Source organism: Bremerella volcania, assembly GCF_007748115.1.
GTDB classification, from domain to species: Bacteria; Planctomycetota; Planctomycetia; order Pirellulales; family Pirellulaceae; genus Bremerella; species Bremerella volcania.
This window is the reverse complement of the sequence record NZ_CP036289.1, coordinates 1,640,661-1,657,036: the sequence shown is the minus strand read 5'-3', so window position 1 is coordinate 1,657,036 and position 16,376 is coordinate 1,640,661. Positions and strand designations below refer to the sequence as shown.

Sequence of the window (16,376 nt, the reverse complement as noted above, 5' to 3'; positions counted from 1 at the left end):
GGTAATTTGCATGAGCAACCATAAAGGTTGCCGATTGTTATGGCGCAAATTGTAGCGGTCAAAGGGGGATCGACGATAGACATATTACGGGCCAGTGCGACAAGGCCAACGATTTCGTCGAAAGGATTCTGCGATTTCGAATCGTGCCAGCTGCTAGCTCGTCCGCTCACCAGTCGCGATTAAACACGGAAGCAGGGTCAAGGATGAACCATTCGCAATCCCCCTCGGATGCTTCGCTGATTGAACGTCAAGCGAAGGAAATTGAAATCTTGAAGCGTCGCCTGCTTGAAGCGCAGAAACTGACCGCGATGGGGGAACTCGTCAGCACCACGACTCACGAATTCAACAACGTGCTGATGGCGGTGATCAACTATGCCCGGATGGGGCTGCGTCACAAGGACGAACAAACCCGCAACAACTGTTTTGAAAAGATCGCCGCCGCCGGGGACCGAGCCGCCAAGATCACCACCGGCGTGCTGGCCATGGCCAAAAACCGCGGAGACCGGATGGAGCCGACTGACCTGTCGAAGATCGTCGACGACACGATCGTGCTACTCGAGCGCGAGCTTCGCAAGTATCGCATCGAACTCGAATTCCAAAACGAAAATGCTCCCCTGGCGATGGCCAACGGCAACCAGATTCAACAGGTACTGTTGAACCTGATGATCAATGCTCGCCAAGCCATGCCCCAAGGGGGACGTCTGATTCTGAAGCTGTCGTACGACCAGGCGAACCACACCGTCGACCTATTGGTACGCGATCACGGCACCGGCATCCCCGCCGATCAATTGCCGCACATCTTCGACGCGTTCTACACGACCAAGACCGGTCCCGATGAAACGGGCAAAGGGGGAACGGGAATCGGTTTGGCCGCATGCCGTGACATCATCGAAGCCCATCACGGTAAGATCCGCGTGCAAAGCACCGTCGGGATGGGAACGGCCTTCACGATCCGAATTCCGGCCGCCGCCGCGAACCCAAGTGCGACCTCGACTGTCTCCAGCGGCGTACCGATCGCAGGCAGCGAAATGCTTCCCACGTCGCCTGTCCGGCACTAGGCAAGATTCCTGCTTCACGGCAAGTTCATGAAAATCGGACTTGTCACAAACGAAATCGCGCACATAATAAGCGATATGAACAGCTGGCAGTTTACTTTTGGATTCTACTTTCCTTACTTTCCGAGTAGGGCCGAGGATTCTGTGTAAACTGCGAACTGCAAAACGCGAGAACTCCAAAGCCCTGAATCGGAAAGCGATTCAGGGCTTTTTTTGTTTCCATTGCCAACTTTACGACTGACACCTCACCAAACTAAGCCTGGGAAGAGAAAGCAATGATCATCGTTATGAAACGGGAAGCCACCGGCGAAATGATTCAACACGCCGCCGAAAAAGTCGAGAAATTAGGGCTCAAAGCCCATGTTATCCAAGGGACCGAAAGAACCGTGATCGCCGCGATTGGCGACAAACGCGAAGAAATGCGTGAGTCGTTCGAGACCGTCGCAGGCGTCTCTAAGGTCGTGCCGATCCTGGCCCCCTATAAGGTCGCCAGCCGAGAAGTGAAGCCGGAGCCAACGCTGGTCAAAGCAGGCAGTTTGGAAGTCGGCAACGGCAAGTGCGGCGTCATCGCGGGTCCTTGCAGCGTGGAGAGCGAAGACCAGATTGTCGAGACTGCCAAGGCGGTCAAAGCCGCTGGTGCCACGGCGCTGCGTGGGGGGGCGTTCAAGCCACGTACCAGCCCTTACTCGTTCCAGGGACTGAAGGAAGAAGGCCTGAAGATGCTGGCCACGGCCCGCGAAGAAACAGGCCTGGCAGTGGTAACGGAGGTAGTCGCCTCGGAAGACGTCCAACTGGTGGCCAAGTACGCCGATGTGCTGCAGATCGGTGCCCGGAACATGCAAAATTACCGCCTGCTGGAAGAAGTCGGCAGAGTCGATCGGGCCGTGCTGCTCAAACGCGGACCATCGGCCACCATCGACGAACTACTGCTGGCCGCCGAATACATTCTTAACGAAGGGAACAGCCGAGTCATGCTATGCGAACGCGGGATTCGGACCTTCGAGTCACACACGCGTTTCACGCTTCCTTTGGCGACGGTAACCTACCTGCATCAGAAGACGCATTTGCCGGTGGTCATCGACCCGAGCCACGGCACCGGCCATGCTGCCCTGGTCCCCGATATGTGTGTTGCCGCCGTGGCGATCGGCGCCGACGGGATCATCGTGGAAGTGCACCCCGAGCCCGATGAAGCCATGAGCGACGGCTACCAATCGCTTGATTTGCCCACCTTCGCCGAAACGATGAAACGTTGCCGCGCCGTGGCCAATGCCGTGGGAATCCAATGCGGGGCCGACGTCTAAGCCCTGGAGGCGTTCAAGCTTGAAACCCAAGGAAGATCTCCGCGTCAGTTAGAGATCTTCCGCTGCAAAGCGAACTGCAATCGCTGGTGATCGTCTTTTGACAAAAGTGCCAACAGACGCTTGCTGACGGGATCATACTGCAGATCGCCGTAGCCTGTTTTCCGAAGATCGGTCAACTCGCGTTTGGCATTGTTGATCAGTGCGGCGGCTTCCGACTTACCCAACTGAAGCTTGCTGACGTCGTAGAACTCCAACCATGGCATGATCGGAGTGCTACGCTCGCTGACTAGTTGGACCGTCGTCGAATTGATCGGCAACGCTTCCAGTTTCCAGGCCTTGCAGAACTGCTCGAGCGCTTGCTGCATGCTCACGCCGGGCGCGGTTAACGTTACCGGGGTCGCAGGTCCCAGTTTGTTCATCGCCAGCGAGTCCCAGTCGCACAAAATCGTCAGGCCGCTCTTTTTCTCAAGCTGGTCGACCACTTTGTAAAACGGCGTTGGCACGACGACTTGCAGCTTCACGTCTTTCTGCAGCGCCGGTGAAAGCTGATCGCCGCGAAGCGTCAGATCGAACAGTTCGTCCGAAAAATTACTACGCTTGGGAAGACCGCGCGCGATCCGCAGCTTCTCCAAGAACACCACCGCTTTGAAGTGCGACACTTCACTTTGCGTGATCATGATCTTGCCTGGATCAATTCGATAGAGCCCGTCACCGCGCGACTGCTTCCACGAAAGGGGTTCAACCAGGTGCGTCATCAGGTAAGCAATATCGGCAACCTCCTTCTGATCTTTGGCCAGATCATCGACCAGTAGCTGGGCCACGCGTTTATGGCCATCCAGAGGCTGCGTAATTCGCAGTCGGGCACTCTTGTCGGTCGCTTTCACTTCCAGACCAAACGGGCGAACCGCCGAATTCAAAATACCTTCGACCGACGTTTGCGTTTGCTTTACGGAAATCGGCGTTTTGGCGTTGATGTCGGCCGATGCCAACGCAAGTGGATCAAGCGTAACCGGCACGGTGCTCATCTGCGTCACGAACGAAGCGAACTCGTTGAGCGGCATGTTATCGAACTCAATCCGCACAATCGGATCACGCAGCCGCTGAGCGACATCGACTTCTGGAATGGGGGGTACCAGCTCCGGGGCGGTCGAAACGTCGACTTGCGGCATAGCCGGAGCCGCTTCGGGCGGTCCCGGATTCATGCTTGCCGATGGCTCGAAGGCCTCGGGATCCAAAACAGGAAACGCCTCGCCAAAGACTTCATAGAGCGGGTCGTCCTTCAATTCCAAAATCGAAGGTTTCGCCTCGGCAACCTTAGGCTTGCCATCATCATCGCTCGGTGTTTCTACGGCCGGCTTCTCCGCTGGCGTGGTGGTATCCGGATCGTCGAACAGAAACGGATTCTCGTCGCGGGGCATCATCGGCTCAGGCGAAGCTTCAGTGGTTGCCTCGGGCGGGTTCGGCTCTTGGGTGGGTGTTTCCTCCGGGGCAGGTTCAGGTTCGACTGGTTCTTTCGCCGGTTCCGGAGCTTCTTCGACGGGGGCTGGCTCTTTCTCTGCGGGTGGTTCTTCCTCAACCGGCGGTTCGAATTGGGCTACCTGGGTCGGCTCCGGCTCTTCCGGAGTGACCGGCGCCGTGTTGTCGCTGCTGGAGAAGACGGCATATCCAATCACGGCGAATGTGGCGAGGGCCATGATCGACGTTCCGCCAATCAGTGCCATGTTGCGCATCTTGCTGACCGAAGCGCTGTCGGAAAATCGATGGATCTCGGTCGCTGCAGCTTCGGCAGGCTGGGGCGTTTCAGGAGTCGGCGACTGTGCTTCTGTCGCTGGCGATCCGGCCAACATCTCGTCGAGATTGTCGAACACCGCGTCGGAGCCGGAAACCTCGGCCGAGGTTATCGGAGGCTCGGCAGCCGGAGCTTCGGGCTTGGGTGTTTCCGGTGCCGCGGTCTCAGGCTGGGAAACTACCGGTGCAGCGACGGGTGCGGCCTTTGCCTTCGACTTTTCTGGCGATGCCGGCGAATCGGGCTCGGCGATCTCGACCATGCTTCCACACTTCGGACAGTTGACAATCTGGCCGATGAGGGAACGGCTGGTCACCTTCAGGCGAGCAGCACAGGTCGGGCATTGAACTCGGAATAGGGTCACGCGATTACTCTCGCACAAGAAGAGGCTATTTGATCTTGAACACGTCAGGCAACGTGTAGTTGTTCTTTTCCGCAGCGGCGCGGGTGGTGACTACCAGCTTCTTTGCTTCTTCGGGACCGTCCATGGGGTGAATCACATAAATCAGTTTTTGTACTTCGGTGTTGGCGCCCGGCGAGGCTTCGGGATTGGCCCGCACCAGGAGTTGGGCCAGGATCTCGCCGACCGGTTTATTGTCGTGCGTGAATTCCTTGATTTCCTTATTGCGGGTGATTCCGTCCAGTTGCAGATCCCCCCCTTTGATTTCGATCGGAATGCCTGCTTCTTCGCCAATGTCACGCAGAGCGAATTCGAGCGAATTTTGCGGGAAGGATATGCTCATCGTACTGGCCAGCTTCTCCTCGATCGTTTCCGGAGTTTTCGCCGCCGGCATCGGCGCGCCGCTTGCCGGACCGACCGCACCGGTCGAATTGGCCGCGAGCATCAGTTCGGCACCCGCCACGATGTTTTGACCGGCGGCCGAAGGAAGCATGATGTTGACGACCGCCTGGTTGGCATCGACCCCGGTTCGCGATTGCTGGTAAGCAAATTGAATCATGTTCGGAAAACGGGAAGCCAGTCGACGCCAATAGGGTGTGGGATTCACTGCCGGAATGGCATCTTCCAGCTTACGCGATACGCCGTTGATCTTCTCTTTGACCGAATTGGCCAGGCTCGGTGGATCCAAACTGAGCGACCCTATGCACCGCATCTCGAGGTACAGGTTTTGCCCCAGGTGACCACTCACCAGAACTGCACGAATGCCTTCGCCCAGGAAGTCCCTCAAGCCAGCGGAGCCAGCTGCCAGTTCACCTCGCATGACTTGGCTACCTGACGAAGCAAGAAACTGCGGTTCGACCAACAAGCTGACCGTTTGTTGATCGTCCGACTCGCGGCGAAGCTGTTCCAGCTCGCGCGTCAGCTGAGGCGCGGCTACGCCTCGTTGGGCGATCGCTTCGACAACGGCCTTCGAACCGGCGACGAACTGGCGATCCTCTTTGCCGGGGACGGGCATGACGGTCCAACCTTTGACGTCGTACATCGCCGGGATGCCGCTGGCGATCGGATTGGGATTGCCCCACAGCGAAAGCAGGTTCGTCCCCCCTTTGAGCTTCGCTACCAGGCACGGAGGTCCCCCTGCGGTCGACGTACCGAAGCTGACCGTAAGGGTCTCGAGTTGTTCGAAGCGAACTCCCAGCTCTCCTTCCAACTGCTCCCGCAATGCGGCAAAATCTGGTCCCAAGGCCCGCAGAATGCGGTCTCCTTCAGGGTTGCCGGTCAGGTCGCTCGTGCGCACGACCAAGGCCAGACGCGTATCGTTCGGCACGCCGGTCAGGTCGATTGGCTGCCCATCGGTCGGCGACGCCCACAACGTTTGGCCATCGTCTTGTACCAGTTGCGGCCCTGTTGGGGTCATCGGTGCCGGATCAACCTCGGGTGGCGGATCGACCGGCGGTGTATCAGGGTTTCCTTCGGGTGGGGTTTCGACTTGCTCTCCGTTATCGGCGATGTCATTCGACGGGAAGAGGATTCCGTAGCCGTATATCCCGCCGACGATCGCGGCAATTCCCATCACGCCCAGCACAACCAGGCTGGTGATCTTGCGCTGCAGCTTGCGTTTGCGAATGCGTTCCGTCAGTGCGGTCGCGCGACTGGCGCCACCCTCTTGAGCTGGCTGAGCCGCGGGAACCCCGGTTGTGACGGTTGCTTGCGGAACGGCAACCGGCGTAGCCACCTGGGTAGCCACTGGTTGAGGGGGAACCGCTTGCGGTGGTGCGGCTCCGGGAAAGGGCGCTGCCGCAGGGGGAACGGGCTGTGGAATCGGTGCGGCAGGTGGGGCCTGGCCAGGAAACGGAACCGCGGCCGGTGGTGCCGCGGCAGCAGGAGGCGTTGGCGGTGCCACGGGCTCGCTGGCACTCGTTGCCAAGTGCTGCAGGTAGCTTCCCATCGTCGGCAATGCATCGGCTAAGGGAGGCGAAAGCTGGCTGGCATCGACGAAAGGACGGAGCGCTTCGGCAACGTCCTGGGCGCTTTGGTACCGCCCGCCTGGGTTCTTGGCCAGCAGGTACTGAACAACCTGCATCAAGTTGCCGGGAATGTAAGGAGGGGAAGGAACTTTAGCGCTGGCGTGCTGCTGAAGTCGCTCGGCGATGCTCCCTTCGACAGGCGGCTTGCCGGTCAGCAGGTCGAACAAGATCGCACCCAATGCGTACAGGTCGCTCAACTTCGTAGGTGCTGTGCCCGCTTGTTGCAGTTCTGGTGCGGCAACGTTAGCCAAGGCATCAAGCCGTTCGGCCTGCGACTCGTCCGACCACGGGATCGCTTCGACGGGACGAACCGGCAGATGCAACAGCTTCAGGTTGCCGGTTGGTTCGAGCCATAGCTGATTCATGGTCAAGTCGCCGACGACCATGCCCTGGCTATGAATCTGAGTCGCACCGAGGGCCGCTTGACGCACCAGGCGCGCACAGTCAGGCGTCGGAATCGGTACCCCTTCGCCAGGTCGGCTTTCCGCCAGTAGATTGCCATCGAGTTGTTCGGTGACCAGGTAGCTTCGCTTGCTTCCCTGTCGCAAGTGGAAACAGCGAATCAGATGGGGATGAGGAACCGACGATCGCAGCTTGCACATTTGCTGCACGATCGGAAACCGAACGGCATCTTCCTGGATCTCAGCCGCGATCGGATGCAGCCACACTGGATGTCCTGTAGGAGCATGCTTGCCGGCGTACGTTCCTTGCAGCGGACCTTCTTCCAGTCGATCGGTGATTTGGTATTCACCAATGTTGATGGCTTTGACACGCCCGGCCAACAATAAGCGAGCTTGATATGTGGTGAGATGCCCCCCTTTCACTAGCCAGGTAGCCAGTGCCCGGGCATCACCATTCTTGGCCGTTTGCTGGTATTGATCATGCAGCGGCTTGCAGGCCTCTTTGGTCATGAGGCCAGATTCGAGGATCAGCTTCCAGAAGTCGTTCGTCTTGGTAACTTGCATGCTTGTTTGCGATCAGTCTCTGTTGTTCCATTACGACGCGGACCGCACGGCTACGTCACATCCCGCAGAAGAGCACCTGAAACGAGTGCTTCCTGTGGGCGTAAACCGTTTTCCGTCAACCTATTAGTGTACCGCGCAGGCTGCTCGAAGAGCAAAACTTCGGTCAGGTTTTCATGGCTTACCCAGTCCGTGCCTGAACGGCCCGAAATATCGGGAAAAGCGGCAGGATCCTACGGCAAAAAATGGCCTCCTAGCGGTGATAATCCTGAGATGGCCTCCTCCGCCGTGATTACGCCAAGGCAGGCAATGTTTGCTTGATAACTTCAATCGCAGCATCGACTTGCAGCATGGAAACATCCAAGTGCGTTACCATGCGGATCTTTTGGGGGGCGACCGAAAGAACCTCGACGCCACGCTCCGAGAGTGCCGCTTGAAGTTGCGCGGCCGTGCCCAGTTCCTTATCGATGCTAAAGATCACGATGTTCGTTTCGACCGGGTCGACGTCCAAATGGATCCCCTCGGTCTGGCGGACCGCTTCAGCCAATTTGGCGGCTTTTTCGTGATCTTCGGACAATCGAGTCACGTTATTCTGCAAAGCAAACAGGGCACCAGCCGCGATGATTCCCGACTGACGCATCCCCCCGCCAAATAGTTTTCGGGCTCGCTTGGCCTGACGGATGAACTCGGCCGGTCCTGCCAGAGCGCTACCAACCGGCGCCCCCAGACCTTTGCTGAAGCAGACACTGACGGTGTCGAACATGGCACTCCAATCGGCCACCGGGATGCCGGTGGCAGCGGCGGCATTGAAGAGCCGTGCTCCATCGAGATGAGTCTTGAGCCCATGGTCATGCGCCCAGTTTGTGATCTTCTGGACGACGTCAAACGGCTGCACTTTGCCTGAGCCACGATTGTGAGTGTTCTCCAGACAAACCAGCCTGGTCCGTACCAGGTGATCGTTCTCGGGGCGCACTTTGCCTTCAAACTGCTCTGGCTGCAGTACGCCGTGCTCGCCTGGCAACGTTCGTGCTACTACACCGCTTAACTGCGCGAACGCTGCCTGTTCGTAGTTGTAAACGTGGCAGTTCTCTTCACATAAGAATTCATCGCCGGGCCGACAATGCAGTCGAATCGCGATCTGATTGGTCATGCTCCCCGACGGCATGAAGATGGCGGCCTCTTTGCCGAGCATCTCGGCGGTGAGCTTTTCCAACCGCTCGGTCGTCGGATCGATATCGATGACGGCGTCACCCACTTCGGCCTGGGCCATGAATTGCCGCATGGCGGGACTGGGCTGGGTAACCGTATCACTGCGAAGATCGATGGGGTACGTCATGGCGACCGTGGGAACTTTCGAAGGTGGGAATGAAAAGGCCTCCCTACATTTTGCAGGGAGGCTTTCGAGGTGCCAAGCACATCGTCAGATTTCGACGGCATTCTTAGTCCCGCGGAAGCTGCAGCACTTTGCCGTCGTTTCGCTGGAACCAATTCTTCAGGAAGTCGGCATTCGCATTCTTGCTGATGAAACGGATGCTTGCGTCACAGCAGAGACCATTGAAGCCGCCCGGTTGGGCTTCGCCTAGCCCTTTCCAAACGTTCATCAGGTCGACTTCCAGGTCGCTTGGTTTGGTCCAGATAACGGCGGCGTCATCATTAACTTCGACACACATTGCCGTGTTGGAAGTTCCATCGGTGATGTCTCGGAACCTGGATCCGATCGTAATCTTCTGCCCTTCTGGGGTCGGCTTCGAGGTCGGCTCGAAGACCATGTTCTTCCCGACGGGGACCAGGTAGGTGGTGTACCCTTCCGGGGCAGTGCTATTGGGGCGGCGATAAATTTCGGGCATGTGCTTGATGAACTGCTTGTTGTGTTCGCTGTCCCAAGGTTCGTCCATATGGAATTGGTCGAACATTGGGCCTTGTTCGATGAACGGCAAGATCATCACGCGCCACGACAACAAAGGCTTCCCTTCGGCATCGGTCTTTGCCTGGGCCGGAAAAGCTCCGAACGTATCGTGGAAGTTATGCATCGCGATGCCGATCTGCCTCAGGTTGTTGGTCGATTGCACACGACGAGCCGCCCCGCGAGCCGCCTGAAGGGCAGGCAATAGCAACGCCACGAGCACACCGATCACAGCGACGTTCGCCCCCATGATGTTTTCTTCGCTCTGTTCAAACGTCAAGACAAGCGAGTTGCCCTCCTGCTTCGGACGAAGCGCATCGATCATGCTTTCTGAAACACGAACCTGGTAGCGTCCCATCGCGGCCTCTACTTCGTCTTCGCTTCGCACCATTTTGTCGGCTTCCGACAGCATGGTCTGCTTTGCCAATTCGAGGCCAAAACCGATCATGTCATCCAGTCGCCCCGTCGCGGCCTCGTCAATACCGTTGATCTTCATGGTCGCGGCCAATTTGCCGGTGCAGTGGCAACTCAGAGTGATCGATTCGGTGTAGTTGGGAACCTGCTTGTACATGGTGAACGGGGGAGGAATATTTTGCTTCGCCAGCATGTCGTTCAGTTGACCGCGAACCGGTTCCACGTTGAATGCGAGGTATCCATCGGCACCATCATTGGCTGCGGCCAAGATTTGGGCAGGCTTGGTCAGTTCGGCATTAGGACCGTTCCCGACGACCTCACCCATCACGCCGAGCGAACCCAGCATGAACGTATGCTCGTCCAACAGGTGGGCAGCCACATAATCGAGTGGATAAGCATCGGTGAAGAAAGCTTTCCCTTTAAGACCGGGAAAGAATTCCTTGATATCTTCTTCCGCGGCCATGCCGTCGACCAGTTCTTCGATCCCGGCGAAGAAAGTTTCTTCGTTCAATGTTTCGGAGGTCTTAATAATCGAAAACATGTCCGGTGACGGATAGTCCGGCGCAGGAGGCGTGATCACAAAGGTAATTGAAGTGATCTTCATGGGGTTGAGGCCCAAATACTTCTTGCCAAACGCTTCGGCAACTTCGACCGGATAGGCCTGTACCATGGGGTTGGTCAAAAATCGATCGGCCTGCACGAAACCCACGCCGACAGCGTTTTCCGGCACGTAATTCAAGCCCGGCAGCTTGCTCTCAGCAGCCGGGGCAGCGGCATCCTGGGCCATCAACAACTGCGGCGGAAAAGCCATAGTGGCCGTCAAAAAGCCGATCAATAGGGCACTTAGTAGATGTCTCATGGGTTACTCGCCTCCGCGTTTGCCTTGCTGCTGGTAGAAATAGATCACTCCACAAGCAGTTATTTATAAACCGATCGGCCAGGGGCTTCGAGCGATTTTTGATGAAGTTATTACGGCCATCAGCATGCCTGGCCGCACTATGCCTTCCGGCGACTGGCACGTACGATGAAGAATTCCCCGGAACTTGCCAGGTAACTTAAGCGCGTGAATCCATCCAGTCCCCTCCCACTTCTGGCCACTACGGCGTTCGGCATCGAAGCCGTCACGGCCCGCGAATTGCAGACGCTCGGCTACGAAACCGAGATCCTCGGTTCGGGTCGCGTACGCTTCGCCGGCAACTATACCGACGCGATGAAGGCCAACTTGCACCTGCGGACCGCCGATCGCGTGTTGATCGAAGTGGCCCAGATCCCTGCCGGTGACTTCGATGCCTTGTTCGACGGCGTGAAAGCACTCCCCTGGGAAACGTTCATCGATGCCGAAGGGGCTTTCGCCGTCAAAGGACGCAGCTACCAGTCGCAGCTGACCAGCGTTCCGGCCATTCAACGGGCAACCAAGCGGGCCATCGTCGAGCGACTGCAATCGGTCCATGGTGAGAAGCTCCCTGAATCCGGGGCGACGTTTACAGTGGAAGTCGCCATCGCCAAAGACGTCGCCACGCTGACGATCGATACCTCGGGCGCAGGGCTTGCGCGCCGCGGGTACCTAGACTCTGAGCGACACTCGCCCATGAAACCAACGCTCGCGGCGGCACTCATTCAGCTGAGTCACTGGAATCGCGAGCGCCCCCTGGTCGATCCGTTCTGCGGAAGCGGCGTCCTGTTGATCGAAGCAGCGATGATCGGCCGGAATATGGTACCAGGGCTGCTACGTGACTTCGCGTTGATCGATTGGCCGGCGGTCGATCAAGAGGCATGGCTCGATCTGTTGGAAGAAGCCAGGGCTCAGGTACTCGACGCATTGCCGGAATCGATTATCGGCTACGACGAAGACGCCTCGGCCCTGCGTCTGGCCCGTCAACAAGCGATCGCCGCCGGCGTCGACAGCAACATTCACTTCCAGCGGCAATCATTCAGCGAGCTAACCAGCAAACGCAAGTACGGCTGCCTGATCACCAGCACGCCATACGACGATCACTCGCGTGCCCGGCGAGCCCAATGGGATTTCTACCGCGGCTTTCCCGATGTCTTGCGGCAGCTACCCACCTGGTCGCACTTCATCCTCACGGCGTTTCCCGAGTTCGAGCGAGCGATGGGGCAGGAAGCGACCCGGCGTCGCAAGATGTACAACGGCCGGACCGAGTGTCATTACTATCAGTATCATGGACCTCCGCCGCCGAAAGCTGGCGACGAGGTCTCATCCGAATCGACCGAGGAAAAGCCGAAACGCACCTTTACGCCGGCCTTTGGCGGACTAGATGACAAGGCGAAAGAGCAGGCCCAACTGCTGAAGAACCGGCTCGCCAAGCGGGCACGCCATTTTCGCCGCTGGCCGAAGCGTGGCATCCATTGCTACCGCCTGTACGAGCGAGACATTCCCGAGATTCCACTGGTGATCGACATCTATCACGATTACCTGCACATCACCGACTACGACCGCCCGCACGATCGCACGCCGGCACAGTACGCCGACTGGCTCGATCACTTGACCGAAGCCGCTCGTGAGGTGCTGGAGATCCCCGAGGGGCACGTCTTCGTCAAACACCGCACGCGGCAGTCTGGCAGCACGCAGCACGAGAAAGTTTCGGACGAGTCGAAGATCGTCGTCGTCGAAGAAGGAGGCTTGAAGTTCGAGGTCAACCTTTCCGACTATGTCGACACCGGACTGTTCCTCGATCACCGCAATCTACGCAGTCAGTTCCGCGAAGAAGCCAACGGCAAGCGTGTGCTGAACCTGTTTTGTTACACCGGGGCATTCAGCGTCTACGCCGCGGCAGGCGGGGCAGCCTCGACGACCAGCGTCGACCTGAATGCCAACTACCTGGACTGGGCAGGCAGAAACTTCCAACTCAACGGCCTTTCGATCGCCAAGCATCACTTCATCCGTAGCGACGTGATGGAGTACCTCCGCAACCAAAAGCCGGAGCCGAAGTTCGACCTGGCGATCGTCGACGTGCCGACCTTTTCCAATAGCAAACGTACCGACGACGTGTGGGACGTTCAGGAAGACCACGTCGAGATGATCGGCCTGACGCTGAACCTGCTGAGCGAAGGAGGCATCCTCTACTTCTCCAATAACTTCCGCCGCTTCAAGCTAGACGAAGAAGCCTTGCAAAACGTGCAGATCCGAGAGATCTCGAAACACACCGTGCCGGAAGACTTTCGCAATCAGCGCATCCACCGGTGCTGGAAAATGGTGCGGAAGACGGGATAGTGACCACGGATGAACACGGATAGGGAGAAAGATTTGGTGCCATTGCGGGGCGAGCCAACGGTGACACCCGTTATCTAAATCAATCTGTTATTCGTGTATATCTGTGCCATCCGTGGTTAATCCCCTTCCCCAGAATCGGGAATCGCCAGAACTTCGCCCCTTTCCACTCAGTCCCCCGTGCAGCAAAATGGTATGTTTTCCCAGTACTGAGATCGTTTGCCGTCGAACCCCCAGAAAAGTGAAATGGATCTGAAGTCGAAAATCGCCCGGATCGATACCCGGCACGATGACGTCGAAGCGCAACTGCAACAGGTACGCGATAAGCTCAGCCCTAAGGGGGATGTCGTCAGTGAAGCAGGCCGCAAGCGGACGATGGAGGTCTTTGGCCAGCCCCTGAGCCCCCTGCAAGTGGTGCAACGAATCTGTTCCGACGTCGAAAAACGCGGGCTGGCTGCCGTACTCGAATACGGCAAGAGCCTCGATGGCAAGCAGTTGTACGCTTCGACGATTCGCGTTTCGGAAGAAGAGCTTCGCCTGGCTCACGAAGCAGCCGATCCTGAGTTTCTGCAAACGATCCGCGACATTCGCGAAAACATCCTCCGCTTCCAAACGGCCATCCTGCATCAAGACGTTGAAGTTCCCATCGAACACGGCGGCAAGCTGAGGCATCGTTACACGCCGCTGAAGCGAGTCGGTATTTGTGTCCCAGGCGGCGCGGCCGCGTATCCTTCCACTGTGCTGATGACGGCTGTTCCGGCGCTGGCAGCCGGCGTGGAAGAATTGGCCGTGATCGCTCCGCCGACTCCGTTTGGTTCGTATAATTTAGATCTCTTAGCTACCTGCGTCGAAATCGGGGTGAAGGAAGTCTACCGCGTCGGTGGCGCCCAAGGCGTGGCCGCCCTGGCGTATGGCGTCGAAGGGATTCCCAAAGTTCAGAAGATCGTCGGCCCCGGCAACTTGTTTGTCGCGCTGGCCAAGAAGCATGTCTTTGGCGAAGTCGATATCGACTCGATCGCCGGGCCCAGCGAAGTGGTCGTCGTGGCCGATACGACCGCCAAACCAGCGTACATCGCCGCGGACATGCTGGCCCAGGCCGAACATTCGCCGGGCAGCAGTGTCCTGATCAGCTGGGACGAGTCGCTGATCGACGCCGCTCTGACCGAACTCGAAAAGCAAGTCGCTGTTTTGGAACGCTGCGATTTGACGGTTCAAAGCTTGATCGACTTCGGCGCGGTCATCGTTGCCAAAGATGAAGACGAAGCTTGCCGCATCGCCACTGACCTGGCGCCCGAGCACTTGCACATTACCACGCAAGACAGCGAAGCAACCGCCGAGAAGATCCTTACCGCCGGGGCGACCTTCCTGGGCAACTACTCGCCGGTGGCCCTCGGGGATTATGCCGCTGGTCCGTCGCACGTTTTGCCGACCGGTGCCACGGCGCACTGGGCGAGTGGACTATCGGCCAACGACTTTCTCCGTTCACGTAGCGTGATCCACTTCACCGAAAACGGCCTGAAGGCGATTGCCCCACTGGTCACGACATTGGCCGACAAAGAAGGTTTGACCGCCCACAAGCGAAGCGTCACGATTCGCACCGAATCTGAATAACAAACTGGGAACACCATGGGCTACTTTCGTCCTGAGATTGAAGCAATCGCTGGTTACAAGCCGGGCGAACAACCGCAAGGCGGGAAGTTCATCAAGCTGAACACCAACGAGAACCCCTACCCTGCCTCGGGTAAGGTCGCCGAAGCCATTCGTCAGCGTCTGGATCAGGGCCTCGAGAAATACCCCGACCCGGTCGGCACCGCGTTTCGCATTCGTGCGGCGGAAGTACTTGGGGTTGAGCCTGATTGGATCCTCTGCGGCAACGGCAGCGACGACATCCTGACCATCCTGACTCGCGGCTTCGTCGGCGACGGCGAATGGCTGCGATTGCCCACCCCAAGCTACGTCCTCTATAAAACGCTCGCCGAGATCCAAGGGGCTGACAGCGAAGAGATTCCGTTCAACGAAGACTGGACGCTGCCAGAATCATTCGGCACGGCCAGCAACCACTTGAAGCTGGCCTTCCTGCCCAACCCCAACAGTCCCAGCGGCACGGTCGTCCCCAAGAGTCAGCTGCGAGAAATCGCCGACTCGCTTCCCTGTCCGATTCTGATCGACGAAGCGTATGCCGATTTCGCCGACGACAATTGCATCGATCTCGTCAAAGAGAACGAGAAGATCATGGTCTCGCGGACGCTTAGCAAGTCGTACGCGCTGGCTGGCCTGCGGTTTGGCTTCTTGGTTGCCCAGCCCCAGATGATCGAGCAGTTGACCAAGGTCAAGGATAGTTACAACTGCGATGCCCTTTCGCTGGCTGGGGCGCTGGCCGCGATCGACGATCAGAAGTGGGTCGCCGAGAACAAAGCCAAGGTGGTTGCCACCCGGGGGCGAATGACGGCGCGACTACGCGAGCTGGGATTTACTGTGCCCGATTCTCAGGCAAACTTCGTCTGGGCGACGAAGCCAGGCGTCAAACTCAAACCGATTTACGAATTCCTCAAGCAGAACCACGTTCTGATCAGATACATGCAATACCCGGGAATTACCGAGGGAATTCGAATCTCAGTCGGTACTGATGGCCAAACCGACGTATGCTTGGACTTGATCGAGCAGTACCTTCAGCAGAACTCTTAGAACCCGCATAATCGCTCGCCCATGACCCGCACCGCCAAAATCGAACGCGACACAACCGAAACGCAGATCAAGCTCGAGTTGAACCTCGACGGATCCGGCAACTTCACCGGAAGCACCGGCGTGGGATTCTTCGACCACATGCTGCAGCTATTCACGCGGCATGGCTGTTTCGACTTGTCGGTCGAAGTCAACGGCGACCTGCACGTCGATCAGCACCACACGGTCGAAGACACCGGCATCTGCGTCGGCCAGGCCATTCGCCAGGCGATCGGCGACAAGAAGGGGATCCGCCGATACGGTCATTTCACGCTGCCCATGGAAGAAACACTGTGCAGCACCGTGTGGGATTTAAGCGGTCGCTATTATCTGGTGTTCAATGCTCCGTTCACGACCGAAAAGATCGGCGAGTTCGACACCGAACTGGTGGAAGACTTCTGGCAGGCCCTGGCCGCCAACGCCCTGTGCAACTTCCACGTGAACATCCACTACGGACGCAACAACCACCACATCAGCGAGGCGATCTTCAAGTGCGCCGCGCGTAGTTTGCGCATGGCGGTGGAACTCGATCCACGTTCCCCTGGCGTGCCGAGCACCAAGGGCACGTTGAACTAGTA

At 58.0% G+C, this 16,376-nt stretch carries 10 protein-coding genes; 6 read left to right on the top strand and 4 right to left on the bottom strand.

Annotation, left to right across the window (positions count from 1 at the left end):
* The first annotated feature begins 203 nt into the window (after window positions 1-203).
* Window positions 204-1,058 carry a sensor histidine kinase gene (locus Pan97_RS06695; protein ID WP_144971345.1) on the top strand — a complete coding sequence of 285 codons (855 nt, stop codon included), beginning with the start codon at window positions 204-206 and terminating at the stop codon, window positions 1,056-1,058.
* A 272-nt stretch (window positions 1,059-1,330) separates the two neighbouring features.
* A complete protein-coding gene (gene aroF, locus Pan97_RS06690) occupies window positions 1,331-2,356 on the top strand; it encodes a 3-deoxy-7-phosphoheptulonate synthase (RefSeq protein ID WP_144971344.1) in 1,026 nt (341 codons plus the stop codon).
* 44 nt (window positions 2,357-2,400) lie between these two features.
* Here the strand turns inward: aroF and Pan97_RS06685 are convergent, their stop codons facing one another.
* The 4 genes from Pan97_RS06685 to Pan97_RS06670 all read right to left on the bottom strand — a co-directional run bounded on the left by Pan97_RS06685 (window position 2,401) and on the right by Pan97_RS06670 (window position 10,707).
* Entirely contained in the window at window positions 2,401-4,506 is a 2,106-nt protein-coding gene (locus Pan97_RS06685) for a hypothetical protein (RefSeq protein ID WP_144971343.1), read from the bottom strand.
* 25 nt (window positions 4,507-4,531) lie between these two features.
* Complete coding sequence (locus Pan97_RS06680) at window positions 4,532-7,534, bottom strand: serine/threonine protein kinase (protein ID WP_144971342.1); 3,003 nt, start codon at window positions 7,532-7,534, stop codon at window positions 4,532-4,534.
* 289 nt (window positions 7,535-7,823) lie between these two features.
* Window positions 7,824-8,867: a threonine aldolase family protein gene (locus tag Pan97_RS06675; protein WP_144971341.1), complete on the bottom strand. Its 1,044-nt coding sequence runs from the start codon at window positions 8,865-8,867 to the stop codon at window positions 7,824-7,826.
* Between the two features lie 103 nt (window positions 8,868-8,970).
* Entirely contained in the window at window positions 8,971-10,707 is a 1,737-nt protein-coding gene (locus Pan97_RS06670) for a DUF1559 domain-containing protein (RefSeq protein WP_144971340.1), read from the bottom strand.
* A 204-nt stretch (window positions 10,708-10,911) separates the two neighbouring features.
* On the opposite strand from Pan97_RS06670, the gene rlmKL reads away from it, so the two are divergent.
* The 4 genes from rlmKL (at window position 10,912) to hisB (ending at window position 16,374) form a co-directional block, all read left to right on the top strand.
* Complete coding sequence (gene rlmKL, locus Pan97_RS06665) at window positions 10,912-13,080, top strand: bifunctional 23S rRNA (guanine(2069)-N(7))-methyltransferase RlmK/23S rRNA (guanine(2445)-N(2))-methyltransferase RlmL (protein ID WP_144971339.1); 2,169 nt, start codon at window positions 10,912-10,914, stop codon at window positions 13,078-13,080.
* Between the two features lie 243 nt (window positions 13,081-13,323).
* On the top strand, window positions 13,324-14,688 hold the full coding sequence (hisD, locus tag Pan97_RS06660; protein ID WP_144971338.1) for a histidinol dehydrogenase: 1,365 nt from the start codon (window positions 13,324-13,326) through the stop codon (window positions 14,686-14,688).
* 15 nt (window positions 14,689-14,703) lie between these two features.
* Window positions 14,704-15,762, top strand: coding sequence for a histidinol-phosphate transaminase (gene hisC, locus Pan97_RS06655; RefSeq protein WP_144971337.1), 1,059 nt, complete (start codon window positions 14,704-14,706; stop codon window positions 15,760-15,762).
* Between the two features lie 21 nt (window positions 15,763-15,783).
* The gene (gene hisB / locus Pan97_RS06650) at window positions 15,784-16,374 is read left to right on the top strand and encodes an imidazoleglycerol-phosphate dehydratase HisB (protein WP_144971336.1); all 591 of its coding nucleotides are present in this window, start codon (window positions 15,784-15,786) and stop codon (window positions 16,372-16,374) included.
* Window positions 16,375-16,376 lie beyond the last annotated feature (2 nt).

Excerpts from the sequence above, each read along its gene's own strand:
- Pan97_RS06695 (WP_144971345.1), top strand. The coding sequence starts at position 204 with ATGAACCATTCGCAATCCCCCTCGGATGCTTCGCTGATTGAACGTCAA.
- aroF (WP_144971344.1), top strand. The coding sequence starts at position 1,331 with ATGATCATCGTTATGAAACGGGAAGCCACCGGCGAAATGATTCAACAC.
- Pan97_RS06680 (WP_144971342.1), bottom strand. The coding sequence starts at position 7,534 with ATGCAAGTTACCAAGACGAACGACTTCTGGAAGCTGATCCTCGAATCT.
- Pan97_RS06675 (WP_144971341.1), bottom strand. The coding sequence starts at position 8,867 with ATGACGTACCCCATCGATCTTCGCAGTGATACGGTTACCCAGCCCAGT.
- Pan97_RS06670 (WP_144971340.1), bottom strand. The coding sequence starts at position 10,707 with ATGAGACATCTACTAAGTGCCCTATTGATCGGCTTTTTGACGGCCACT.
- hisD (WP_144971338.1), top strand. The coding sequence starts at position 13,324 with ATGGATCTGAAGTCGAAAATCGCCCGGATCGATACCCGGCACGATGAC.
- hisC (WP_144971337.1), top strand. The coding sequence starts at position 14,704 with ATGGGCTACTTTCGTCCTGAGATTGAAGCAATCGCTGGTTACAAGCCG.
- hisB (WP_144971336.1), top strand. The coding sequence starts at position 15,784 with ATGACCCGCACCGCCAAAATCGAACGCGACACAACCGAAACGCAGATC.